The organism is Pseudidiomarina aquimaris, from assembly GCF_003987395.1.
Taxonomy (GTDB): domain Bacteria; phylum Pseudomonadota; class Gammaproteobacteria; order Enterobacterales; family Alteromonadaceae; genus Pseudidiomarina; species Pseudidiomarina aquimaris.
On record NZ_PIPT01000004.1, the window covers coordinates 126,598 to 151,836 of the forward strand.

General features: G+C 51.1%; 25 protein-coding genes and 1 riboswitch. Of the genes, 6 read left to right on the plus strand and 19 right to left on the minus strand.

The features are described 5' to 3' along the window. Positions 1-73: 73 nt before the first annotated feature. From trhO to CWE21_RS06460, 3 genes are all read left to right on the plus strand, one after another. Positions 74-1,000: an oxygen-dependent tRNA uridine(34) hydroxylase TrhO gene (trhO, locus tag CWE21_RS06450; RefSeq protein WP_126833632.1), complete on the plus strand. Its 927-nt coding sequence runs from the start codon at positions 74-76 to the stop codon at positions 998-1,000. A gap of 118 nt (positions 1,001-1,118) precedes the next feature. Then, the gene (locus tag CWE21_RS06455) at positions 1,119-1,595 is read left to right on the plus strand and encodes a Dps family protein (RefSeq protein WP_126833633.1); all 477 of its coding nucleotides are present in this window, start codon (positions 1,119-1,121) and stop codon (positions 1,593-1,595) included. A gap of 113 nt (positions 1,596-1,708) precedes the next feature. Beyond that, positions 1,709-1,906, plus strand: a complete 198-nt coding sequence (locus tag CWE21_RS06460; RefSeq protein WP_126833634.1) for a DUF3185 family protein — start codon at positions 1,709-1,711, stop codon at positions 1,904-1,906. A gap of 60 nt (positions 1,907-1,966) precedes the next feature. On the opposite strand, the gene CWE21_RS06465 is transcribed toward CWE21_RS06460, so the two are convergent. The 6 genes from CWE21_RS06465 to ubiD all read right to left on the minus strand — a co-directional run bounded on the left by CWE21_RS06465 (position 1,967) and on the right by ubiD (position 9,259). Beyond that, a complete protein-coding gene (locus tag CWE21_RS06465) occupies positions 1,967-3,310 on the minus strand; it encodes an MFS transporter (RefSeq protein ID WP_126833635.1) in 1,344 nt (447 codons plus the stop codon). 9 nt (positions 3,311-3,319) lie between these two features. Further along, entirely contained in the window at positions 3,320-4,102 is a 783-nt protein-coding gene (locus tag CWE21_RS06470; protein ID WP_157982738.1) for a phosphotransferase, read from the minus strand. After that, positions 4,084-4,707 (minus strand): nicotinamide riboside transporter PnuC, encoded by a 624-nt coding sequence (gene pnuC, locus CWE21_RS06475; protein ID WP_126833637.1) that lies wholly within the window; start codon positions 4,705-4,707, stop codon positions 4,084-4,086. Before pnuC ends, CWE21_RS06470 begins: the two co-directional genes overlap by 19 nt. Before the next feature lie 21 nt (positions 4,708-4,728). Then, positions 4,729-6,861: a TonB-dependent receptor gene (locus tag CWE21_RS06480; RefSeq protein ID WP_126833638.1), complete on the minus strand. Its 2,133-nt coding sequence runs from the start codon at positions 6,859-6,861 to the stop codon at positions 4,729-4,731. Between the two features lie 60 nt (positions 6,862-6,921). Continuing rightward, a riboswitch (TPP riboswitch) is annotated at positions 6,922-7,054 on the minus strand. A gap of 22 nt (positions 7,055-7,076) precedes the next feature. Then, positions 7,077-7,775 (minus strand): NAD(P)H-flavin reductase, encoded by a 699-nt coding sequence (gene fre / locus CWE21_RS06485; protein WP_126833639.1) that lies wholly within the window; start codon positions 7,773-7,775, stop codon positions 7,077-7,079. Continuing rightward, positions 7,772-9,259 carry a 4-hydroxy-3-polyprenylbenzoate decarboxylase gene (ubiD, locus tag CWE21_RS06490; RefSeq protein WP_126833640.1) on the minus strand — a complete coding sequence of 496 codons (1,488 nt, stop codon included), beginning with the start codon at positions 9,257-9,259 and terminating at the stop codon, positions 7,772-7,774. Before ubiD ends, fre begins: the two co-directional genes overlap by 4 nt. 119 nt (positions 9,260-9,378) lie before the next feature. Between ubiD and CWE21_RS06495 the strand changes: the two genes are divergently transcribed. Continuing rightward, on the plus strand, positions 9,379-10,383 hold the full coding sequence (locus CWE21_RS06495) for an endonuclease/exonuclease/phosphatase family protein (protein WP_126833641.1): 1,005 nt from the start codon (positions 9,379-9,381) through the stop codon (positions 10,381-10,383). A 109-nt stretch (positions 10,384-10,492) separates the two neighbouring features. On the opposite strand, the gene rho is transcribed toward CWE21_RS06495, so the two are convergent. Together rho and trxA are read right to left on the minus strand one after the other, a co-directional pair. Continuing rightward, positions 10,493-11,758 carry a transcription termination factor Rho gene (gene rho / locus CWE21_RS06500; RefSeq protein ID WP_126833642.1) on the minus strand — a complete coding sequence of 422 codons (1,266 nt, stop codon included), beginning with the start codon at positions 11,756-11,758 and terminating at the stop codon, positions 10,493-10,495. A gap of 245 nt (positions 11,759-12,003) precedes the next feature. After that, positions 12,004-12,330: a thioredoxin TrxA gene (gene trxA, locus CWE21_RS06505; RefSeq protein ID WP_126773448.1), complete on the minus strand. Its 327-nt coding sequence runs from the start codon at positions 12,328-12,330 to the stop codon at positions 12,004-12,006. Between the two features lie 88 nt (positions 12,331-12,418). Between trxA and rhlB the strand changes: the two genes are divergently transcribed. After that, positions 12,419-13,711 (plus strand): ATP-dependent RNA helicase RhlB, encoded by a 1,293-nt coding sequence (gene rhlB / locus CWE21_RS06510; RefSeq protein ID WP_126833643.1) that lies wholly within the window; start codon positions 12,419-12,421, stop codon positions 13,709-13,711. After that, positions 13,711-14,628, plus strand: a complete 918-nt coding sequence (locus tag CWE21_RS06515) for a Ppx/GppA family phosphatase (RefSeq protein ID WP_126833644.1) — start codon at positions 13,711-13,713, stop codon at positions 14,626-14,628. Before rhlB ends, CWE21_RS06515 begins: the two co-directional genes overlap by 1 nt. Before the next feature lie 18 nt (positions 14,629-14,646). On the opposite strand, the gene hemB is transcribed toward CWE21_RS06515, so the two are convergent. From hemB to recG, 11 genes are read right to left on the minus strand one after another with little or no spacing between them, the layout of a single operon-like run. After that, a complete protein-coding gene (gene hemB, locus CWE21_RS06520; RefSeq protein ID WP_126833645.1) occupies positions 14,647-15,651 on the minus strand; it encodes a porphobilinogen synthase in 1,005 nt (334 codons plus the stop codon). Continuing rightward, positions 15,652-17,442, minus strand: coding sequence for a sensor domain-containing diguanylate cyclase (locus CWE21_RS06525; protein WP_126833646.1), 1,791 nt, complete (start codon positions 17,440-17,442; stop codon positions 15,652-15,654). Next, entirely contained in the window at positions 17,427-18,233 is an 807-nt protein-coding gene (locus CWE21_RS06530) for a TatD family hydrolase (RefSeq protein ID WP_126833647.1), read from the minus strand. Before CWE21_RS06530 ends, CWE21_RS06525 begins: the two co-directional genes overlap by 16 nt. Before the next feature lie 6 nt (positions 18,234-18,239). Beyond that, positions 18,240-18,746 (minus strand): hypothetical protein, encoded by a 507-nt coding sequence (locus CWE21_RS06535; RefSeq protein ID WP_126833648.1) that lies wholly within the window; start codon positions 18,744-18,746, stop codon positions 18,240-18,242. A gap of 27 nt (positions 18,747-18,773) precedes the next feature. After that, positions 18,774-19,511 (minus strand): twin-arginine translocase subunit TatC, encoded by a 738-nt coding sequence (tatC, locus tag CWE21_RS06540; protein WP_126833649.1) that lies wholly within the window; start codon positions 19,509-19,511, stop codon positions 18,774-18,776. Next, complete coding sequence (gene tatB, locus CWE21_RS06545; protein ID WP_126833650.1) at positions 19,508-19,894, minus strand: Sec-independent protein translocase protein TatB; 387 nt, start codon at positions 19,892-19,894, stop codon at positions 19,508-19,510. The genes tatC and tatB overlap by 4 nt, the downstream gene beginning before the upstream one ends. A gap of 5 nt (positions 19,895-19,899) precedes the next feature. Beyond that, positions 19,900-20,100, minus strand: a complete 201-nt coding sequence (gene tatA, locus CWE21_RS06550; protein WP_198675079.1) for a Sec-independent protein translocase subunit TatA — start codon at positions 20,098-20,100, stop codon at positions 19,900-19,902. Between the two features lie 13 nt (positions 20,101-20,113). Then, positions 20,114-21,754, minus strand: coding sequence for a ubiquinone biosynthesis regulatory protein kinase UbiB (gene ubiB, locus CWE21_RS06555; RefSeq protein ID WP_126833749.1), 1,641 nt, complete (start codon positions 21,752-21,754; stop codon positions 20,114-20,116). Positions 21,755-21,756: 2 nt separating this feature from the next. Continuing rightward, entirely contained in the window at positions 21,757-22,359 is a 603-nt protein-coding gene (locus tag CWE21_RS06560) for a ubiquinone biosynthesis accessory factor UbiJ (RefSeq protein WP_241970235.1), read from the minus strand. Next, positions 22,359-23,114, minus strand: a complete 756-nt coding sequence (gene ubiE / locus CWE21_RS06565) for a bifunctional demethylmenaquinone methyltransferase/2-methoxy-6-polyprenyl-1,4-benzoquinol methylase UbiE (RefSeq protein WP_126833750.1) — start codon at positions 23,112-23,114, stop codon at positions 22,359-22,361. The genes CWE21_RS06560 and ubiE overlap by 1 nt, the downstream gene beginning before the upstream one ends. A gap of 42 nt (positions 23,115-23,156) precedes the next feature. Next, positions 23,157-25,238, minus strand: coding sequence for an ATP-dependent DNA helicase RecG (gene recG, locus CWE21_RS06570; RefSeq protein WP_126833653.1), 2,082 nt, complete (start codon positions 25,236-25,238; stop codon positions 23,157-23,159). Position 25,239: the final 1 nt, after the last annotated feature.

Sequence of the window (25,239 nt, forward strand, 5' to 3'; positions counted from 1 at the left end):
TTTGTGCTAGACTGCGCGCGCAATTTTTGACCTCGGATTTGCGATCCGAATCGCCAAAAGAAGGAAGTAACAGATGTATATTTGCGCCGCACTCTACAAGTTTGTGGAATTTAACGATTTTGAAGCCTTTCGCGAGCCACTCTACGACTGCATGGTCGAGAATGAAGTGAAAGGCACATTGCTACTCGCCCGCGAAGGTATCAACGGTACCATTTGTGGCACCCGCGAAGGTATCGATAACGTCCTTGCGTTTATTCGTTCGCAAGAAGCCTTTGCCGACATCGAGCACAAAGAATCGCCTAGTGATACCCAAGCGTTTTACCGCACCAAAGTAAAACTGAAAAAAGAAATCGTCACCATGGGCATCGACTGGGTTGACCCGAAAAATGTGGTCGGTACTTATGTTGACCCGCAAGAGTGGAACGATCTCATTCGTGATCCTGAAGTGCTGCTGATTGATACCCGTAACGACTACGAATATGCCGTGGGTACATTCGAAGGCGCGATTAATCCGCACACCGAAACCTTCCGTGAATTTCCGCAGTACGTGAAAGATCATCTTGACCCTGAAAAACATAAAAAGGTCGCGATGTTTTGTACCGGTGGTATTCGCTGCGAAAAATCGACTGCCTACTTAAAATCACTAGGTTTTAACGACGTCTACCATTTGAAAGGCGGCATTTTAAAGTACCTTGAAGAAGTGCCTGAAGATGATTCGACCTGGCAAGGCGATTGTTTTGTCTTTGATCAGCGCGTGACGGTGCGTCATGGTCTTGAGCAAGGTGAGTACGACCAATGCTACGCCTGCCGTATGCCGATTAAGGAAGCAGAGAAGCAATCTGAACACTACCAAAAAGGTGTTAGCTGCCCACACTGCTATGACAAAACCACAGCTGAGCAAAAACAGCGCTTTGCTGAACGCGAAAAGCAAATTCAGCTCGCCAAGCAACGTGGCGAACAGCATATTCGCGATGGAAAGGTCGAAGAAAAATCGATTTAAGCAATCGCTAAACTAAACTTCTCGTTGGCGCTTGAAAAGGTCTATACTGACCTTATGTAATTAATAATAAGATCAAGTTTTTAGACTTATTTTCAAGCGTTCCAACAAGGAGTCTGCAATGCAACAGTTAAATGTTATTGGTTTAGACCATCATCATGCCGAGCAGCTTGGCGAAAAGCTGAATAACCTACTCGCCAACTATCAAATCTTCTACATGAACGTGCGTGGCTTTCATTGGAACATTAAAGGCCAAGAGTTTTTTGAGCTGCACGCTAAATTTGAAGAAACCTACAACGACTTGCTAATGAAGGTCGATGAAATCGCTGAACGTATCCTGACCTTGGGTCAGCGCCCATTGCATGCTTATTCGACCTATATCAAGAGCAGCGAGATCCAAGAAGCCAAGGATATTCACGACGGCAAGGCTTGCGTACGAGAAATTCTGGATAGCTACCGCGTGACCATTCGCTTGCAACGCGAGCTACTCGACCTAGCGGGTGATGCCGGCGATGAAGGTACTTCAGCGCTTATGAGCGACTACATCAAAGAGCAAGAGAAAACAGCTTGGATGCTGACTTCATACCTAGGTTCTTAATAAATAGGTGCTTAATTTTAGTAAAGAAAACCCAGTGTAATTGTATTGCACTGGGTTTTTGCTATGCTGAATTCAGCAGTACCTAAACACAAAAATAACTAAAGGAAGGTTTCATGAACAAAGTCATCGGAATTATCTTACTTGTGGTTGGTATTATCTTGTTGTACTTCGGCTACGAAGCTTACAACTCGCCAGCATCAGAGATTTCTAATGCGGTCACGGGCGAACCAACAGATAACGCAATGTGGTATCTAATCGGTGGCGCTATTGCCGTGATTGTTGGACTTTACGGTGTCGTTCGCGGTAAATAAGCACTTTACGAAAAGAGCAATTAAAGAGCCAACGCCATACCAGCGTTGGCTCTTTTCGTTCTAGTCTTGCTGCACATTTGGCAGGGTCAACGCGCGTAATCCTGCGACACTCCCCAGCACTATAAGCAACAGCATCACCGCCTCAACGCCGGCATAAGCGTCCACCGCACCGAGTACAATACCCAGCAATAACACGAGACCAATAACGGTATTTGATACTGCCGTGAATTCGGCACGATTATCTTGCGTTGCCATATCAACTAAATAGGTCTTACGACCCACACGTGCACCGTGATGCGCCACCGCCGCGACAAAGATTAACAGACCGCCCAGCCATTGTTGCGCCAACCAGTCGCTCGCCAGCGTGTAAAATGCCAGCGCGACTGCCATGACCGCCACGGCAATAAAGGCCGCTGCCGCCATGACATGGTGACTTGCTGAGTCGGACCAACGCCCCCAAAAACGCCCCGCCAGCATACCAGCGATACCACTTGCCAACATAAGTCCACCCAAGCTGGTAAGACTGCCCTCACCACTGCGTTGTATCATCACCACAATGTAAGGAATGGCAAACGCTGATGAGACCAACAGCGCGCGCGTTAGAACAAAGCTGCCAAACTGCTTGTCTTGCCATAACAAGCGAATCGATTTCAGTGCTTCGATAAGCGCATTGCCACCGCCTTCGGTGGCGCCCGGCACTTCAGGAACTTGCGCATAGGTGAGCGCTGCGGCAAACCACAGTACTGCGGCAACACCTAGCAGCCCAACAAAAACAAGGGTATTCCCTTCGCTCACAGTGGTACCGAACAAACTCGGCGCAAACAGCACAACAAGCGCCGTACCGACCGATAAAAAGCCTGCAATGGAGGCTGCCAAGCCCGACAATCGCCCGCGCCGCGTTTTCGAAATGGTTTTGCCCTGGACATCTTTAATCGACACCGAACATACACCACGTGCGATGCTAAACACGGTGAGCAAGGCTACCACGGCCCAGCCCAACGCGCTGCCGTGCAACGCAAGTACGCTGAACAACATGCCCACCAATGCTACGGCTTGACCGATGCTGCCGGCCACCCAAAACCATTTACGTATCGGCGTTTCGCGCAGTTGTTGCGCAATAATCAGTTGTGGCAGTAAAGCCAATGATTCGCGCAGCGGTACCAGCGCACTAATAAACGCCGAAGGCGCACCGAGTGACGTTAAGATCCAAGGTAATACCAACCGCGCGCTCACCAACGAGTCACCCAGTTTCGTCATGCTCAGCGCAATAAGATGGGCAATAAAAGCTTGAGGTTGGTCGTTACAGGCAGAATCTGGAATATCCTTACAAACGCGCGCATCTTCGTCCTCAGCAAGATAACCGTAGAGTTTCTCTGTTAGTTCTTGCGACCGCTGCGTAGTCATTCGCTGTCCTTATTCGTTAATGCGTTGCAGGTGATGATGTAATTCGTACCAAAGCTGATTCACGACCGCAACCAACTCGCGCCAATTCTCCAAAGTATCGCGATGCACCTGAAAACCCGCACTGGCCTCATAAGCATTAATAAAGGCCGTGCGTTGCGGAAGTTCTAATTCATTGGCAGCCATCGCATTGGCCAAGTCAAAATAGCGCTCGCCTATACCGGAATACTCCCAGTCAATAACGCGCGGTGTTGGAGCAAGGAAAACGTGATGTAAGGCAAGATCGTTGTGGCAAAACACCGGGTGTGAAGCAAAGCTATCGATCAGTTTGCGAAAGCCACGCAGGCGACTCTCAAATTGTTTGGCGTGGTCACGATCAAACTCAGCAAGCTGTTGGCAGTAACGCGCAAGGCGTTCGCGCAACGACCACACCGGCGCGTTTACCGTCACCCGATGAATATGCGCTGCCAGCTCTGCAAGCTCGCGTAACTTATCCGCCATGGGTATATCAGCATGGGCAAGGTCTGGCTCTTCTAAATAGCTTTGCAGCACCAAGCCTTGCGCCGCGTCGTAATGCAAAACTTCGGGTGCCAACTGCTGCTCGGCGAGTTGCCGTTGCACCGACACTTCTTGATCGCGGTCGAGGCCGTAGGGGTGATCAAAGCGAAATTGCTTCAAGATATAAGTAGTTTTGGTGGTCGTAATTTTATAAACGTTATTGGCGACGCCTCGCAATAGCGGCTCGGCTTTGATAACGCCGTGTATTGGAAGACTATCTAACCATTGCTGCTGCATTGTTGCTGTTCCGTCCTTGCTGTTTGCCATTGCCACATCGCATAAACTACCAGTATAAGATATACGAAATAAAGTGCCCCTGTGATCACAAAGCCTTTGCTGGCATACAGATACACATAAACACCATCAATGACGAGCCAATACCACCAATTGGCGAATTGCTTTCGGGTCAACAGCCAGGTTGCGAACAAAGAGAATACCGTGGTGTAGCTGTCGAGCCAAACTGCATCGGCTGAGGTATAGCGTTCGAGTAACAGCGCAATGGCGCCGGCTGCGAGTGCGAGTGCAACCAGCCATTGCAAATGCCAGCGAACCGACAACTCAGCGACATTACTTGCCGCTTTTCGCCCGGCACCATAACGCCATTGCCACCATCCATAGCCGGCTAGCAGCACATAAATCAGCTGCAATACCGTCTCCATGTAGAGCTGCGCATGCCACATGAGAAAAGTGTAAATGCTGCAACTGACCGCGGCAGCATACCAACACCACAATGACTGATGCGCAGCCAACACCAAATAGACCACCGCCAACACAACAGCTGTCCACTCCAACCAAGAAGTGGCCGCGATCTGCTCGACGATTGTGTGCAAGAGTTCTGTCATTGCGGTGGTCCTTAGTTGTGCTTAAAAATGGTAGTTAAAAGTAACACCAAGACGGCGTGGCTCACCAAATTGTTCGTAGGTTTCGTTCACGTACTCTTTGCGCGGGTCATTCCCAAAGTAGAAACCACGAATGCCATAGTCTTCATCGGTCAGGTTACGTCCCCATACACGCACTTGCCATGGGCCTTGGCGCCAGCGCAAGAAGGCATTGACTACTGCCATACTGTCGGCCTCACTCATGTGCGAGTCCGAGTAGTAAAAACCGTCTTTCGCATCCACTGAAAGTCCCATTTGCCACGCTTTCGATAACTGATAATTGAAGCCCGCGTTGACTTGATAATTCGGCGCATGCGCTTGGTCGCGTCCGCTCATATCGACGCCATCTTCGGTGACAAAACCCTCGATTTCGGTATCCAGTAAGCCGATGTTGGTAAATAGCTCCAACTGTTCAAACGGACGGTAGCGAACTTCAAACTCCGCTCCATAAGCTTCACCTTCGGCAGCATTTTGCAAATAACCGACAAAGCTTTGATCACGATTCACCCAGCCTTTCAGTTGCACGTCATCACGCTGATGGGCAAAAACAGCGAACTGCATGCTAAGGCGACCATCGGCACTCACACGTTTGTGACCCACTTCAATGCTGGTTAATAGTTCTGGCTTAAAGGTGGCGCGCGCCAGCAAGTAGTCACGTAATTCCGTTAACTCGGTATCTTGCACTTTGCCTAACGCATCACCGTTAACGCCGCCCGCTTTATAGCCGCGCGCTATGGTGGTATACCACAAGACATCCGCAGTTGGCAGATAGCTTAGGCTTACACGTCCGCCCCACATGGTATCTTCCGGTGTTTCATTCACGCCATTAGTGTCGTTGTAGGGGTTATCGTAGCGCTCCACTCGCGCACCCGTGGTGATACGCCACGCTGCAGACAAATGCTGCGTGAGCTCACCGTAAACGGCATTATGGCGGCTGTCATAGCTGCTGGTGAAAAGGTCCTGCTGACCAATGTCCCAATTGGAAAAGTCGCGGGTTAGCACTTCGTCGCGGCGGTAATGGTAGACGCCGAGTACCCAATCACTGTCATTGCCGAACACACTAATAGGCTGAGTACTTACCCAGCGGGCTTCAAGGGTGTGATCATCGCGCTCGCGCTCGTAGGCATCAAACGAGCTGTATTCCCAGCCCGGAGCAATACCAACATAGCTCCAATCTTCGTCATAGCTGTAGACACTGTCGGCACCCAAAAACGCATACGCCAGCTCAAGTTCAGCACCTTGCCAGCCGGAATAGGTGAGTGCCAGTCGGGCCGCGCGAGTACGCAGGTCATCTTCACCCGGTTCATCCGACAGGGTGGTGCGGTTGTTATCTAGGGAAAAAGCATCGTAACCATTGTCTTGGCTAAGCGCATGCAAGGTCGTACGTAATTGCCAATCTTGTCCGAGCTCGCTGAACAGGTTCGCGCGTACATTACGCTCTGAGCGTTTGTTAGTGTCGTCGCGACCTAAGTAAGTATTTTCAATAAAGCCATCGTCGCGCTGCTGGAACACACTCAAACGGCCGCGGCCAAGCGCACCGAGGTCACCGCCCACAGCGAAACCGCCACTTAAGGCGTCGTAATTTGCCGCGCCGAGCTGCCACACGCCCCTGGCTTCAGTACTTGGCATGGTGCTTTCTAACACCATCATGCCGGCCATACCATCGGCGCCGAAGCGGCCGCTTTGCGGACCGCGGTAGACTTCAATTTGGCTGATATCGAACAACTGTGCTGCTTGTGCAAGCCCACTGTAGTTGATGCCATCCACCAGCAAACCGACAGAAGGCTGAATCGGATCAACAAATTGACTGCGCTCACCAACACCACGGATTTGGATGAAGCGGGCGCGCGATGAGCCGCCAGAGAAATTCACATTGGCAAACGCATTCAGCGTCGACTCAAGATGCAAGGCGCCACGCTCAGCAACATCTTCAGCGACGAGCGCCGTGACACTGGTCGGCGCTTCTTGCACAGTCATTTGACGAAACTCACCTTGAATGGTGATACGTTCAATGTCTTTCTTTTCGGTGCTATCGTTCTCTTGAGCGAACGCCGTCGGCGCTACCGCAAAGCTTGATAGAGCTAAATAGACCGCAGCGGCCAGGGTAGATTTTTGCATGGATCATTTCCTCAACGTCTGGTTCAGAAATAATCCGGTCGGGCAGGATTCAAATGGACTAAGGTTGTTAGCTACCATCCCTACGCCAGTATTAACCGGATCAGGTGCAAAGGGTTCGCATCAATGTGCATCTCAGCCGCTGTACGTAGATTCCTTAGAACCTAAACGTACAAGGGCACCCCTTGGTAATTGCGCCGCGAAGTATAGCAGCGCAGTTAAATGAAGGCTAGTGCGTCACCATAAAGCTGCGCCAATGGCAAACCACGCGCATGAAAGTCATCACGAATCACACGCACCATTTCAAATCGGCCCGCCACGTAAACGTCCGCATCACTCAAATCAGATTGCTCCGCCAGTACCGCATGCGGAACCAAGCCAATGGTACCGTGCCACCCTGCGCCAGCCTCTTCTACAACCGGACGATAATGGAAATTAGCATGATCATCGCTGAGCTGTTTGAGCTTCTCATCGTAATACAAATCAGCGGCTTTGCGCCCACCCCAATACAAGGTCACAGGTCGCTTCGAGCCACTGCGCAAGTGGGCCTGCAAAATCGACCAGGTGTACGAGAAGCCAGTTCCGCCAGCGATCAAAATAAGTGAGCGATCACTGTCTTCACGATAACCTGCATCACCTAATGGTGCTTCGATGGTGAGCTCACCGTTCGCGCGGATGGCTTCGATGACTTCCATGGCGTAAGGGTTATCTGGCGTCGCACCAATGTGCAGCTCCAGTTCACGCGTTTTAGAAGGGCACGAGGCGATTGAAAAAGGCCGCTTATCACGCTCACCCATCACCACCTGTAAATACTGCCCAGCGACGAACTCAATCGCTTCGGGCAGCTCAAGTAGCACGCGGTAAACATTCGGTGAAAGCGTTTCGAGCGCCGTTACCTTACAAGAAAACTGTTTCATTTAACTGACTTATCCTGTTGCAAAATTCCGAGGTCATCCCAAATGTCATCAACGCGCTGTTTCACCGCTTCGTCCATAACAATCGGCACGCCCCACTCACGATCCGTTTCGCCCGGCCACTTATTGGTCGCATCCATCCCCATTTTGGAGCCCAAACCCGAGACCGGTGACGCAAAATCGAGATAATCAATCGGTGTATTCTCCACCAGCACCGTGTCACGCGCAGGGTCCATGCGGGTGGTCATCGCCCAAATCACGTCTTTCCAATCACGGGCATTCACATCATCGTCGCAAACAATCACAAACTTGGTGTACATGAACTGGCGCAAGAACGACCACACGCCCATCATGACGCGCTTGGCGTGCCCAGCGTATTGCTTCTTCATGGTGACCACCGCCACCCGATAGGAACAACCCTCGGGTGGCAGATAAAAATCGACAATTTCCGGGAACTGTTTCTGCAGCAAAGGCACAAAAACCTCATTCAGCGCCACACCCAACACTGCAGGCTCATCCGGCGGGCGGCCCGTGTAGGTCGAGTGATAAATAGGCTTACGACGCTGGGTAACATGAGTAACGGTGAACACGGGGAAGTCATCTACTTCGTTGTAGTAGCCCGTGTGATCCCCGTACGGCCCTTCTGGCGCCATTTCGCCCGGCTCAATATAGCCTTCGAGAATAATTTCAGCGTGCGCTGGCACTTGTAAGTCGTTACTCACACACTTGGTTACTTCGGTCTTGCCATCGCGGAGCAAACCTGCGAAAGCATATTCAGACAATGTATCGGGCACCGGTGTTACCGCACCAAGAATCGTTGCCGGATCGGCACCGAGGGCTACCGCCACCGGGAAACGCTCGCCCGGATGCTGCTTTTGCCACTCTTGAAAGTCCAAAGCGCCACCACGGTGCGACAGCCAGCGCATAATCACTTTATTTTTACCGAGCAATTGCTGGCGATAAATACCTAGGTTTTGCCGCTCTTTGTGCGGTCCTTTGGTTACCGTCAGCCCCCAAGTAATCAACGGGGCAACGTCACCGGGCCAGCAATGCTGAATCGGCAACTTGGTTAAATCAACCTCATCACCACTCACCACCACCTCTTGGCAGGGTGCTTTTTTCAGTTGTTTGGGCGACATGCTCAGCACTTTTTTGTACATCGGCAACAAATTCAGCGCATCGCGAAAGCCCTTCGGCGGCTCCGGCTCTTTCAAAAACGCCAGCAGCTTACCGACATCACGCAAAGCCTCAACTGACTCTTGCCCCATACCAAGCGCTACGCGTTCGGGCGTACCGAACAGGTTCGCCAGTACCGGCACCGAGTGCCCTTTCACATTTTCAAACAGTAACGCCGGACCACCGGCTTTGAGCGTACGATCGGAGATTTCGGTGATCTCCAAATACGGATCCACCTCCATTTGAATACGTTTTAGCTCGCCGCGCTGCTCTAGCAACGCGATAAAATCACGCAAATCTTGATACTTCACTGCGTCCGCCCTTATCGCGACTCAATTGCCGCCAGTATACTGGTTTTTCTGACTGTTTTCAGCGCCTCGAAAGTACGCTAGGCTTAAACGCATTATTCGCCACGGACGATCACCTGCGCATGCCAGAATTCAATGTCGCTTTTCTGACCCTAAGTTTGTTTACCCTGCTGCTCGTTGTGGTCAGTTTGCTGCCACTCTCCCAGCGCACCCATTGGCTCATTCGCTTGTGGGACTTCCCACGCCTGCAATTGACAACCTTTGCGTTGGCTCTGCTCGTTGCCAGTGCCGCATTTTTGCCGGTCGATCGCAGCACGACTTGGTTCTTGGTCGCACTGCAGCTGGTGTGTTGCGCATGGCAGTTATGGTGGATCTTCCCCTACACGCCACTCGCCGAGCGCAGCGTGACCCGCTATCAGCGCAAGCGTGACGAAAAAAAGGTCGAAGAGCACCTACGTATTCTTGCCGTCAACGTGCTCGAGCCGAATCGCAATGCCGTTGAACTGGTGCGGATGATTAACCGTGAGCGGCCCGACATTATTGTTGCGGTTGAGACCGACGATTGGTGGGAAAAACAATTCACCGATATCGAAGACGACCTACCCCACGTGGTGCGAGTGCCGCAAAATAACTTGTACGGCATGATGCTCTATTCCGTGTGGCCACTCGAAAACGTGAAAGTTGAAAACTTGGTGCAGGAGAATGTGCCATCCATCAGCGCCGATGTGCAGATGCCCGATGGCCGTGTGGTGAAACTACACTGTGTGCACCCCGCGCCACCGAGCCCGACGGAAAATGAAAAATCCAAACCACGTGACCGCGAGCTCTTACAAATCGCCAAGCGTGCCGCGAAAGAAACAGGACCAGTCATCGTTACCGGCGACCTCAACGATGTCGCTTGGTCACCAACCACGCGCGAATTCATACGTGTCAGCAAGCTCCTCGACCCCCGTATGGGTCGTGGCTTCTTCAACACCTTCCACGCGCAATTGCCATTCTTGCGCTGGCCCCTCGACCACCTGTTTCACAGCGAACATTTCATGCTCGTCAAAATGCGCCGCCTACCCAAATTCGGCTCCGACCACTTCCCACTACTGATCGAGCTCGCCCTCAAACGCCAAGACTAAGCTTCGGGCTTTGGGGTCGGCTTCGGCTTTGGGCTTTTGGCGAGTTTGGGGTCCCTCAGCAATCGATCACGTGGAAGCGCCGAAGCCAAGGGGCCGTGCAAGCCAACGCTTACGATTTCTGGCGCTTCATGGCCTCGAAGAATTCGTCGTTGGTTTTGGTCATTTGCAGTTTGTCGATGAGGAATTCCATGGCTTCGGTTTCGCCCATTGGGTGAACGATTTTGCGTAGGATCCACATTTTCTGGAGCTCTTCTTGCGAAGTGAGCAGCTCTTCGCGACGGGTGCCTGAACGGTTGAAGTCGATAGCTGGGAAGACGCGCTTCTCGGCGATCTTGCGGTTCAGGTGCAATTCCATGTTACCGGTACCTTTAAACTCTTCGTAGATGACTTCATCCATCTTCGAGCCAGTATCGATAAGCGCAGTCGCGATGATGGTCAAGCTACCACCTTCTTCGACGTTACGCGCCGCACCGAAGAAACGCTTCGGTTTGTGCAGTGCGTTGGCGTCGACACCACCCGTCAAGACTTTACCTGAGCTTGGAATAACGGTGTTGTACGCACGAGCTAAACGAGTAATTGAATCGAGTAGAATCACCACATCTTTCTTGTGCTCGACCAAGCGCTTGGCTTTTTCGATGACCATTTCAGCTACTTGTACGTGACGGTTCGCTGGCTCATCGAAGGTTGAGGCTACCACCTCGCCTTTTACTAGGCGATGCATCTCGGTCACTTCTTCTGGACGCTCGTCAATCAGCAACACCATCAACACACACTCTGGGTGGTTGGCGGCAATTGACTGGGCAATGTTCTGCAGCAACAAGGTTTTACCGGCTTTCGGTGGCGCGACGATCAAACCGCGTTGACCTTTACCAATCGGTGAAGCTAAGTCGAGTACACGTGCCGTAATATCTTCTGTCGAACCATTACCACGCTCCATGCGCAGACGCTCGTCGGCATGTAAAGGAGTAAGGTTTTCAAAAAGGATTTTGTTGCGGGAGTTTTCAGGTTTGTCGAAGTTGACTTCACGAATCTTCAGGAGGGCAAAATAACGCTCGCCTTCTTTTGGCGGTCGAATCTTTCCGGCGACGGTGTCACCCGTGCGCAAGTTGAAGCGACGTATCTGGCTTGGAGAGACATAAATGTCGTCAGGGCCAGCAAGGTAAGAAGAATCCGCTGAGCGCAAAAAGCCGAAGCCGTCTTGCAAGATTTCCAACACCCCGTCGCCATAAATGTCTTCACCGCTTTTCGCGTGAGCCTTCAGGATGGCAAAAATGATGTCTTGTTTGCGGGTACGTGCCATGGCCTCGAGGCCCATGGACTCTGCGAGCTGCACGAGCTCGTTTACGGGTTTATTTTTTAATTCTGTAAGATTCATAAGAAGGGTATGACTTTAGTGTCCAAAGAAAACAAAGGGTTCGTTTAATCGTGTAAAACTATAGCTTTCGGGGTTTGCTATCTGGCTGCCGTAAGGCTGGCAACCTGAAGAAATATGGGAGAAAAGTAACACCTAAATCGCAATTCGTCCAGTTTTTTGCTGTTTATTTAGGCTAAAGTTCGCGAAAACGTCACCAAACCTTGCGGATTGGCAACGTTTTCCGCAACTTTGACGCACACCTAAGCTTACAGGTTTGAGTCAATGAACTCTGCTAGTTGCGCTTTCGACAACGCACCTACTTTCGTTCCCGCAACTTCGCCGTTTTTGAACAACAACAGCGTTGGAATGCCGCGGATGCCATACTTCGGCGGAGTTTGACTGTTATGGTCGACGTTCAGTTTACCGATAGTGATGCGATCGCCATACTCGTTTGCAATATCGTCAAGGATAGGTGCAATCATTTTGCATGGACCACACCACTCGGCCCAGAAGTCAACGAGAACTGGCTTATCTGAATTGAGGACATCGGCCTCAAAAGTATCATCACTTAGCTGAACAATTTTATCACTCATGGTAATCTCCGCTGCTGAATTCGCGTGAAATAATAAAACCCTATTATTTCTGTTTTTGAATGTTAGCGCAAACTGGTATGCTTACGCTATGAGTAAAACACACCTTACAGAGACACGCTTTGCCGATCTCGACCTGCATCCGCAGGTATTAACTGCTTTAAACAAGGCGGGCTTTGAATATTGCACGCCTATTCAAGCTTTGAGCTTACCTGTTGCCCTTAAGGGTCAAGATGTTGCTGGTCAAGCACAAACCGGGACGGGTAAGACCCTGGCGTTCCTTGTGGCGACCTTCACCACCTTGCTCAACAAGCCGCGAGAGGGCGAAAAACGTTATCCGCGCGCTATTATTATGGCTCCTACGCGTGAACTCGCCATTCAGATCGCAAACGATGCTGAACTATTGGCCGATCACTGCGACATGCGCCTTGGTATCATCTATGGGGGCGAGGGTTACGAAAGTCAACGGCAGAAGCTCGAGGATGGGGTCGATATTTTAATCGGCACCACCGGTCGTTTGATTGACTATTACAAGCAAGGGATTTATCAGCTCGACAAAATTGACGTGGTCGTGCTGGACGAAGCCGATCGTATGTTCGATTTAGGCTTCATCAAAGATATTCGTTATATGTTCAACAAAATGCCGAGTGCGAAAGAGCGTCAAAGCATGCTGTTCTCAGCGACGTTGTCACAGCGTGTGCAGGAACTTGCGTACGACCATATGAACTCGCCGACGAAAGTTGAAGTTGAGCCGGCCCAAAAAACGGGTACGCGCATTACCGAAGAACTTTTTTACCCGTCGAAGCAAGACAAAATCAAGTTATTGCTGACCCTCATCGAGGAAGACTGGCCCGAGAAAGCCATCATTTTTGCTAACACTAAGCATGTTTGTGAAAAGCTCTATCAATGGCTCGACGCCGATGGCCACCGCGTGGGTTTACTCACCGGCGATGTGCCACAGCGGAAACGCCTGAAGATCCTGGAACAGTTCACTGACGGTTCGCTGGATTTCTTAGTTGCCACAGACGTAGCGGCTCGTGGCTTACATATTCCAGAAGTCAGTCATGTCTACAACTACGATTTACCTGACGACTTTGAAGACTATGTACATCGCATCGGTCGTACCGGTCGTGCTGGAGCAAGCGGTAAAGCGATTAACCTTGCCTGCGAAGAGTATGTGTATAACCTTCCGGCCATCGAAGAGTATATCGGCCACGCGATTCCGGTGACCAAATACGATCCTGATGCCCTACTGACTGATATTCGCAGTCCACGCCCGTCAGGCCGTCGTCGCGCTCGCGGTGGTCGCAGAGGTGGAAGTCAGCAGCGTCGCGGCGGCAATAACCGTGGTGGCAAGCCTTCAGGTAAACGAAGTAACAGCTAATGCAAGTGAACGCGCGCCTTGCGGCAATCGACTTAGGCTCTAACAGCTTTCACATGTTGATTGCCAAGGTGACGTCGCGTGGCTACCGCATTCTTACACGGCAGCGCCAAAAAGTACGCTTAGCCGATGGCTTACAATCTGACCTGACTGTTGACAACGCCGCAATTGAACGCGGCGTTGCTTGTTTAAAGAGCTTTGCTGAGCTCATCGAACGTTACCAACCCCTGCAAGTTCGTTGCGTTGCCACCGCTACTCTGCGACTGGCTAAAAACCGTAAACAACTACTGAAGCAATTTGAAAAAGCACTCGGCTTTCCCATTGATGTTATCGCTGGAACCACCGAAGCTGGCCTTATCTATCGCGGCGCAACCGCCGAACTCGCCCAGGCCGACCAGCCCATGTTGGTCTTAGATATTGGCGGTGCCAGTACCGAAGTCATCGCCGGTGTAGGCACGGAACCACACGTTTTAAAAAGTCTTGATATGGGCTGCGTGGTGTGGCAAAACCGTTTCTTCGCCAATGGCATCAAGCAAGAGAACTTTACTGCGGCCATAGCAGCCGCAGAAGAGCTTATTCGTCCATTGGCACGTACTTATCAAGCACATGGCTGGGACACCGTATGCGGCGCCTCAGGTACGTTCCGCGCCTTGCAAGATCGTCTCCGCCATTTGCAGTCAGAGCATATGGACCAAGCGTTTATCTTGGCCACCATGGAGGCAGCAATCAGTACGGGCGATACACAACGCTTGGTTGAGCTTGGTATACGGGAAGATAGAATTGCGGTGTTCTGTGGGGGCTTGGCTATTCTTATCGCGCTGGTGAAAGCACTCGATATTAAACAAATTGACCTAGCCCAAGGCGCTTTGCGCGAAGGGCTAGTACATACCATGCTGGCTGAGCGCAGCGCCGCACGCTAACCGCGGCGCTCAAGTTAACTAGTCCTTTTGCGCCATTTTTTCCGCAGCGAACTTGGCGAAATACGTCAAAATGCCGTCGGCCCCAGCGCGCTTGAAGCCCAATAAGGCTTCAAAAATCGCTTCTTCGGTCAGCCAACCATTGCCGACCGCCGCCTGCAACATAGCGTACTCACCACTCACCTGATAGGCGAATGTTGGCACTTTGAAGGTGTCTTTGACACGACGCACGATATCTAAATACGGCATACCAGGTTTGACCATGACCATGTCAGCGCCTTCTTCAAGGTCGAGCGCGACTTCGTGCAGGGCCTCATCGCTGTTCGCAGGATCCATTTGATAGGTTTTCTTGTTGCCACCCTTTAAGTTGCCGGCAGAGCCGACCGCGTCACGAAAGGGTCCGTAAAATGCTGAAGCGTACTTGGCTGAATACGCCATGATTTGCACGTTCACGTAGCCGCTTTCTTCCAGCGCTTCACGAATTGCGCCAATACGACCGTCCATCATATCGGACGGTGCTACCACATCGGCACCGGCCGCTGCATGCGACAGAGCTTGGCGCACAAGCGCTTCAGTGGTGATATCGTTCTGCACGTAGCCGTCATCGTCGATAATGCCGTCTTGGCCATGCATCGTGAACGGGTCTAAGGCGACATCGGTGATCACGCCTAACTCAGGTACTGCTTTCTTGATGGCGCGCACGGCACGTTGCGCTAATCCTTCAGGGTCCCATGCAGCTTCGGCAGTCAATGATTTGTCTTCTGCAGGCGTTACCGGGAACAGCGCAACAGCTGGAATGCCAAGGTCAAAAATGGTCTGACATTCAGCAACAAGCAAATCGATGGATAGGCGTTCGACACCTGGCATCGAGGCAACTTTTTCACGTTGGCCTTCACCTGGGATAACAAACATTGGGTAAATAAAGTCGGCTGGGGTTAAATTATTTTCAGCCACCATACGCCGACTAAAATCATGACGCCGCAAGCGACGCATGCGGCGGAACGGGAAAACACCTACATCAGACATCTATGGCTTTTCACTCACATCATTCAATGAACGGGCAATGCGGATTTGATCACGCCCTGCATTCTTGGCTTGGTACAACGCGTTGTCCGCGGCTTCGAGCAACTGTTTACTTGACGCGTGCCCTGGCATGCTATTCAAAAGCGCCATACCGACACTAACGGTGATTTTAACCTCTCCGCGCTCAGTTTTAAACGAGTGGGCTCGAATTACGTCAGTTACGGTCAACACTTTGTCGTGGCAACCAAGCTCTTGTGCGCCTGGCATCAGAATCACAAACTCTTCGCCGCCGTAACGATAGATACGGTCACCCGCGCGACGGAAGTTAACACGTAACAAGCGCGCAAGCTCAACTAGCACCTCATCACCGGCTTGGTGACCAAGGTTATCATTCACTTTCTTAAAGTGGTCGATATCAATCATCACCACAGCAATATCGTAACCCGTTCGACGGGCACGGCGCACTTCGAGCGGCAGGTCCTCGTCGAGAACGCCACGATTATAAAGCTTGGTAAGACGATCTTCGTTGCTTTTCACTTCAAGGCGCTGATTCATTTCTTTCAGCTTCCGCATCACGGCTTCAAGTTCGGCAGTACGCTGCTTAACTTTAACTTCTAAGCGCGAATTCAAACGCTGTTCCGCGGCTAAACGCTCGCGGCGATCTTCGTTGAAGCGAATCGCTAGCACCAAGCTCAGCAGCATAATCTCAATCGCTGAGCCGATCATGATCATGTAGCGCTGAATAAAGAACGACTCGAAGAAGCCAAGGTAGCCAATGGCGTTAATAATAATCGCCAACAACAGCACGCTAAGTGCGAGGGTGTAAATCCGCGCATAGGCAAGCCCTTGTTGCCACAGTGTGAAACCGGTAAAAATTAGGAAGCTACTTGCCAGTATTGCTACCACCAATACGGCGCTAATCATCAGCTCATAAGGCAGTATGAGTGACGCTAAAAATAGCAGTCCGGCGACAATCATGATGCCTTGCAGGCCTTTATGTAACTTCGGCGCGCGCGTTTCAGTTTGTAGGATTTGGCTCGCTACCAGGCTCGCGAATACAAATACAATACTGCCAAATAGTGCGATCGACTTGTATTGAATCCACTCCGACCAAGGCCACAAATATTGATAGCCGGTACCGTCCAGCCCAGCCAATAGCAGGCCAATGGCGACGATATAAGCACTATAGATAGCAAAGCGCTTGTCACGCGTGACCGTGTAACTGAACAGATTGTAGATAATCATGCACAGCAACAAGCCAAAATACATAGCCGTAGCTGTGTTTAAGGCTTGTTCAGAGCCAATCAAATCACTCGGCTGCCAAACGCTCAGTGGCATCCGCATAGAGCTTGTCGTCTCAACACGCAGATACACTTTGACTTCATCATGTGTATCTATCGGAAAGATAAAATTACGGCTGTTGACGCGGCGTTGATCAAACTCGAAGCTGTCTCCAGCTTTTACGCGATCGATGATGGTTTCACCGCTAACAAAGTAAGCATCAATGCGGTCAAGTAGCGGATAGTCAATACGGATCATGCGGTCATAATCAGCCGCAGGGAGTTTAAAATAGAACCAATAGACATCGGACGTATACCCGAACGAGGCACCATCACTTGGGAGCACATTCCAATAGCTAGGCTCTTTATCGAGCAATTGCTCTACTGACTGATTACCTGTCTTATCGACGTGATAATAAACAGGGGGCATTGTTTCTTGCGCATACGCAGCTGCCGATACCCATGTGAGCACCAACATACATGCAGCGAACCAACGCTTTAGTTGTTTTGCCATCCTTCGCGTCCAAAAAATAAAAAACTATTGTTTCGAGTATACGCTGAGACATCTGCAAGAGTCTCGTCTCGCAGTTCTGCCACAACGCGTGCTATTTCTGGGAGCCAACATGGCTCATTCATGCTTGGGCGGGGTTTGAGCGTTCTCGGTAACAAAAATGGTGCATCTGTTTCCAAAATTAAGCGCTCGCGAGGAATCAATGGTACCGCTTCGCGTAAAGCGCCCCCACGCCGCTCATCGCAGACCCATCCGGTGATTCCAATGTAACAGCCTAACTTTAGATACTCTTTGAGCTCATCGCAACCACTTGTGAAGCAATGTGCTAATTTTCTTGGTATTTTTTTGGAAAATTTTTGTAACAAACCATGCTGTTCGCGAAACGCATCGCGTTCATGCAAGTAAACAGGAAGTTGTAATTCAGCCGCCACTTCAAGTTGTTGCTCGAAAATCTCAAGCTGCACGTCGCGCGGTGAGTAATTGCGATTAAAATCGAGTCCGCATTCGCCAATCGCTACCACCGCAGGGTGTTGCGCCAGTTCACGCAGCTGATGTTTTAGGTCCGCAGGGGCGTCTTTCGCATCGTGGGGATGAATCCCCGCAGTGACAACTAATTCAGGGTGGGATTCCGCAAGCGCACAAGCTTGTCGCGCTTCTTCAAGATTACAGGAGATAACTAGTAAATGCTCAACACCCGCTTCACGAGCGCGTTGCAGAACATCGTTAAGACGTGACTGCAAACGCGCATTCGTTAAATTAACGCCAGCATCAAACCAATGAAGTTTTTCACTCACTCTTAATTACTTAATACGGCGCACTTTGATGCGCTTGTTCAGGCCATCTCGACCCAGAAAGTAACTATTTAATAAGCCACGCTCGATTTCATAGTCGCCATCTAACGGCAGCGGGAAGTATTGCGAATCGGTTTGCTGCCATACTTGGCCGTTGGTGAAGTGAATCACCCACTTGCCGTATGGGTCTTTCTCTGCCTTGCTTATGGCTACATAAATGGTGTCGTTGCCGTCATCTGTCTCTTTCGCTGGCAAGCCAAACGTATCCGTTGGCGACGCTTGAGCATTACTATTGCGCTGCGGTGCAGCAGCACCTTGTGGCTGAGCAACAGCAACATCAACACCTTCACCGGCGGCAACTTTGTCGTAGCAGACCAAGCGTTTTAACGGGTTCTCGATTCCCGCACAGGCACGCAGTTGTTGCAACGTTGGCTCTTGAGCACTAGCGTTTGGAGTCCACAGAAGTGCCACTGACAAACAACTGACAACACTCCCCAAAGCTAACTTTTTAAGCATCTTTTTTGCTTCCTACTTCTTGATTATTCATTCACGCTCAGGCTCTGCTGAGCGCGGTGTTTGTTGGTATAGACTAGCAATCAGCAAGCCAAGTTCAAACAGTAACCACATGGGAATCGCTAAAAGCGTCTGCGATATCACGTCAGGTGGTGTCAAAATCATGCCAACAACGAAAGCAACGACAATGACATACGCCCGCTTTGCACGCAAGGATTTGACGTTGGTAACGCCAGTCCAGCAAAGCAAAATAATTGCTACAGGCGTCTCGAAGGCGATGCCAAAGGCCATAAAAATAGCCAAAACAAAATCCAAATAGCGGGCAATATCCGTCGCAACTGTTACACCTTCAGGCGCCGCATTTGCCAAAAAGTTCAATGCGAGAGGCAAAACCACCCAGTAAGCAAAAGCAATGCCCGCATAAAAGAGCAATGTGCTCGAAACCATCAATGGCATGACCAAACGCTTTTCACGTTTATAAAGACCTGGGGCGACAAAGGCCCATAGTTGCCAAAGCAATATAGGGATGGCCAAGGCAATAGAAACGACCAATGCGAGCTTAAAGGGAGTGAAGAACGGCGTCGCAACGTCTGTGGCTATCAAGGTACTTCCTTGCGGCAAACTGGCTAACATAGGTGCCGCGAGGAAGCTATAGAGTTCGTCAGCGAACACCGCCAACACAGCAAATATCGCCAATACCACAATGACGCTGCGTAAGACGCGGCGGCGCAGTTCTAATAAATGATCTAATAGGGGCGACTGACTCATGAAGAGGACTTATCTTGCTGAACTGACGATGGCTTGGAATCTTTCTCGCTCGGCTCTTGCTTGGCGTCCTCTTGCTTAGCGTTCTCTTGCTTAGCATAAGGACGCTGCACTGCGGCCGCTGCGTTGCGCAATTCGGCCATCGAACGTTGTAACTCAGGCGACAGTTTATCTGCGTCGAGCTGCTCGGCTTTACGCAAGTGCTCGTGGAGCTCTTTGATGCGCAACTCATGATTCAATTCAGCCTGCACCGAGGTACCAAAGCTTTTGGCTTTTTGAATACCGCGCTGTAGCGCTCGTAAAGCCGTCGGCAGGCGCTCAGGGCCGAGCACTAGCAAACCAATGAGTGCGACCAGTAAGAGCTCCCAAAAGCCGATATCAAACATGACGATTACGCGTCCTTGTCAGTGTCGTTTTTGCTATCTACTTTTTTTTGATCTTGTGATTTTTCAGCGTCGTCGTCACTGACTGACTTCTTAAATCCTTTGACTGCTGAGCCTAAGTCACTGCCCATAGAGCGCAAACGTTTGGTCCCAAATAACAACACGATAATGACCAAAACGATCAGCAGTTGCCAAATACTAATTCCCATAATGTCCTCTGTTTTACTTTGCTGGCTTGCGCCAGCTCATCGTTATACTGACTAGCGTTGCTAAGCCACTGATAGCGGTCAGCCAATGATTCTGTTCAGTGACCCACAACAAAGTGGTGTTCACCAGCGTGGCTGAGCTCGCTAACCCCCACCACAAGCGCCAAGCCATTTTCTTTTGACTCGCTAACAATGCCTGTGTGGCAAGCTGTTGCTGGTCTACTTGGCTCTTTTGCGTGCGCAAATAATCATAGAGCAAGGTCGGCATTTCTGGCATTTTTTCTGCCCAATAAGGCGCGTGCTCTTTCACTGAACGCAATACCGCACGCCAGCCGAGTTGCTCTTGCATCCAGCGCTCTAAAAATGGCTTGGCGGTCTGCCAAAGATCCAGCTGCGGATACAAGGTGCGGCCTAAACCTTCAACGTAAAGCAAAGTCTTCTGCAGTAGCACCAGTTGCGGCTGCACTTCCATTTCAAAACGTCGGGCCGTATTGAACAAGTTTACCAGTACATGGCCGAAAGAAATATCGGCAAGTGGCTTATTAAAAATAGGCTCGCACACGGTGCGAATTGCTGACTCGAATTCTTCGACATTGATATGTGACGGCACCCACCCCGAATCCACATGTAATTCAGCAACTTTGCGGTAGTCGCGATTGAAAAACGCCAAGAAGTTTTCTGCCAGATAACGCTTGTCTTCACGGTTGAGCGTACCGACGATACCAAAGTCGATTCCTAAATACTGTGGGTCTTCCGGATTTTCTCGCGAAACGAAAATATTGCCTGGGTGCATGTCAGCATGAAAGAAACTGTCGCGAAATACCTGCGTGAAAAAGACCTCCACACCGCGCTCGGCAAGCTTTTTCATATCAACGCCAAGCGCCATCAAGGTATCAACATCGCTCACTGGAATGCCGTCGATACGCTCCATTACCATCACGTTGTGACGGCTAAAGTCACTGTAAACCAACGGGATATAGAGCAACGGAGAGTCTTCAAAATTGCGTCGCAACTGAATGGCATTCGCTGCTTCACGCGCAAGATCCAGTTCGTCGAGCAAGGTTTTGCGATACTCTTTAACCACTTCACGCGGTTTCAGGCGACGGCCATCAGGTAGGTGCTTGGCCAGCACTGAGGCGAGCGTTTCCATGAGACTCAAATCGGCATCAATGGCATCGCGAATATCTGGCCGAATGACCTTAATCACTACTTCAGCCCCGGCGTCATCGCCATGCTTGAGCGTAGCTGTATGGACTTGCGCAATTGACGCTGAGGCCAACGGTGTCACCGCAAAATCATCGAATAGCTCATCGATACTCTTAAGGCCAAGTGCTTTCTCGATAAGTTTTTGCGCGCGTTCACCACTGAAGGGTTTTACTTTGTCTTGCAACTTAGCTAATTCGAGCGCGATATCAGGAGGTAACAAATCACGCCGCGTCGAGAGCATTTGGCCAAACTTCACCCACACCGGCCCCAGCGACTCCAGAGCAAGGCGTAACCGCACTCCAGCAGGTTTATCCTTGTGTCGGTTGGGTAACCAAAACAAGCCAATGCGCGCAATGCGCACCGACCAAGGCATCCACTTGGCTGGGATCAGCTCATTCAGACCGTAGTGCAGAAAGGTTCGTGTGATTTGGTAAAGTCGCTTCGCTCGCATACTCACGTTCGGCTCTTCCGTAGTTCCCGCTCAAGTTTATCAATGCGCGCACGCAAGGCCTGCACGTCCGCTTGAAATTGCAAAAATTGTTCGCGCGCAGGCAGCACCTGTTTTTCTTCAACAAGCGCATCTTTTAGCCACTGCTGACTATCGGTCTGCATACTTTGCATGCGGCTGCGTCCGCGTCGAAATGCACTTACCAATAACTGTGCTGGCACATCGCCAATACGCTGCGAAAGCTGCTCGGGCCAATCGATGTCCAGCTCAGTAAAGAGCTTACTCAATTGTTGCGCCAGCATTGGGTCGCCATCGATATCGAGCTTATCGGCTTTGATCAAACGCGTGATATTGGCGCTGTCACGCAGTTCCGGCAGCACTGCGAATTCCGTCATGATATGACAATCCACCGCATCGGATTCGATCCAACTCATATAGACACTGGCTTCCGTCACCGTCACAGTTAACGGCTTACCAATTTCTTTCAAGGTGACCCGCAGGCGTTTACCAGCGAGTTTCGCTAAGCGCTCTTCACTCGCTGGGTCGAGCGTCAGCAACTGCTGTGCTGCCAACTCTAACAATTGGTTCGGTAGCACGGTCCACAGCATCAGAATTTAAACCCTCGATGCAGGGCTACAATGCCGCCAGTAAGGTTGTGATAGGTGACCTGCTCATAGCCTGCGGTTTCCATCATGCCTTTGAGTGTCTCTTGATCTGGGTGCATACGAATCGATTCGGCAAGATACTGATAGCTCTCGGCATCACCAGCAACCAATTGACCCATTTTGGGCAAGACATTAAACGAGTAAAAATCATACGCTTGCGACAGGAGCGGTGGTTCCGGCTTCGAAAACTCAAGCACCAAGAGGCGACCGCCAGGCTTCAATACACGGAACATCGACTCTAATGCTTTCTGCTTATCAGTGACGTTACGCAGACCGAAGGCAATGGTGATGATGTCGAAGCGATCGCTTTCAAAGGGCAATTCTTCGGCATTTGCTTGCACGTAATCGACATTATCTACGATGCCCATATTACGTAACTTATCGCGACCCACGTCCAACATGGCTTGGTTGATATCAGCCAACACTACTTCGCCGGTCGGCCCGACACGGCGCGAGAATTGTGCGGTTAAATCACCAGTACCACCGGCGATATCGAGCACCTTCATGCCCTTGCGAACGCCACTACAATCAATGGTGTAGCGCTTCCACAAGCGATGGATACCGAACGACATAACGTCATTCATAATGTCGTATTTTTTTGCCACTGAATTAAAAACGTTGGCTACGAGTCCCTGCTTCTCGTCGCGGGCGACTTGTTTGTAGCCAAAATCAATGGTTTCTGACTTGGAATCTTTCATCATACTGCCTTTTTACAAGTGTGCGCCTAGTGTACTACGAAATCATGCTTGGGCGTAGTGGTCTCGACGGGGTAACCAGCGCTGAATCAATGCTTCCGAGGTTTCACGGTAATCACTCCATAAGTGCTGCGCAAGCGACTGCGCCTCATCCAGCAATTCACTGTGTTTCATTACGTCGGCAACCTTCATTTCGGTCACTCCCGTTTGCCGCTGACCTAGGAGTTCGCCAGGACCACGCAGCTCGAGGTCGCGTTGGGCAATGACAAAGCCATCGTTACTATCACGCAACACGCCCAAGCGCTGTGTGGCGGTTTTTGACAAGGGCGCGTGATAGAGCAGCACACAGTGACTCGCGACCGCGCCACGCCCCACGCGACCACGGAGCTGATGTAACTGCGCCAAGCCCAAGCGCTCGGGATTTTCAATAATCATCAAACTAGCATTTGGTACGTCAACGCCCACTTCAATCACCGTGGTAGCCACCAATAAATCCAGTTCATGCGCTTTGAAGGCCTGCATCACCGCTTCTTTTTCTGCGCTTTTCAAGCGCCCGTGTACCAAGCCAATACGTAAATCTGGTAATGCCGCTGCAAGCTGGTTCGCGGTGTCTTCCGCCGCTTGGCATTGCAAAGCTTCTGACTCTTCAATCAAGGTACAGACCCAGTAAGCTTGCCGCTTTTCTTCGGTACAAACTTTATGCACACGCTCCACCACTTGCTCGCGCCGGGTATCTGGCACCGCGACTGTGGTCACGGGTGTGCGTCCAGGCGGTAGCTCATCGATGACTGACGTCGCCAAGTCAGCATAGGCCGTCATTGCTAACGTACGCGGAATCGGCGTCGCGGTCATGATCAGCTGATGCGGTTGGAAGCCTTGCTGTACGCCCTTTTCACGTAGCTCAAGACGTTGATGCACACCAAAGCGATGTTGTTCGTCGATAATCACCAGTGACAAATTGTGATAATCCACATCGGCTTGAAACAGTGCGTGGGTACCGACAACCAGTTGCGTCTGCCCAGTCTTCAGCGTCGCTAACACCTCGTTGCGCTGCTTACTGGTTTGTTTTCCGGCCAACCAGCCGACTTCAATACCTAAAGGCGCAAACCATTGGCGGAAGGTTAAAGCATGTTGCTCAGCAAGAATTTCAGTCGGTGCCATCAACGCCACTTGATAGCCTTGCCCAATGGCTGTTAAAGCTGCAAGCGCCGCCACTAACGTCTTACCCGAACCTACGTCACCTTGCACTAAGCGCATCATCGGAATCGGCTGCGCTAAATCTTGTTGGATTTCCTGCACCACTCGTTGCTGTGCCTTGGTTGGCTGAAAAGGCAGTTGCTGCAAAAAGGCCGACTCTAAGTCACTATTCGGCTGCAGTGGCCGCGCGTGGTGTTGCTGCTTCAAGCTGCGCAGTTTTAGTAGGCTCAATTGGTGGGCCACCAACTCTTCCATCGCCAGCCGCAGCTGCGCTGGATGCGTACCTTCTTGCAACTGGCTCAAATGCACATCAAGAGGCGGGCGGTGCAACAATCTAATAGCGGCACTCAACTCCATCCCGTTGGGCCTAAGCTGCTCTGGCAAAAGCTCCGGTAGTGCTTGTGGCGTAAGGTAAGTAAGCGCTTGCTCGGTGAGTTTGCGTAAAGTCGCTTGCTGCACGCCCTCAGTGGTTGGGTAAACCGGCGTTAGGGATGTTTCCGCCAATTGCGGAGCCTCGCCCTGCACAATTTTATACTCCGGATGGATCATATCCGGTCCCTGCATGCCCCGGCGTACTTCACCGAAAAGTTGCAACTGCGTACCTTGGGCAAATTGCTTCAACTGCGCGGCACTAAACTGAAAAAACACCAGATTCAGACCACCGCTGGCATCACGCACATTCACCTTGAGCATGCGGCGGCGGCCATAGACCACATCCGCTTTTACCACATGCGCAATCACCGTGGCGGTGGTACCCGGCTGCAATGCCGCAATCGGGTAAATCCGCGAGCGGTCTTCATAGCGCAATGGAAGGTGCAGCAGCACGTCTTGGATCGTCGCCAGCCCCAACTTAGTGAGGCGTTCTTGCAGCTTCGGCCCTACCCCTTTGAGCACTGAAACTGGTATACGATGCAGGCCCGCTGCTGCCATA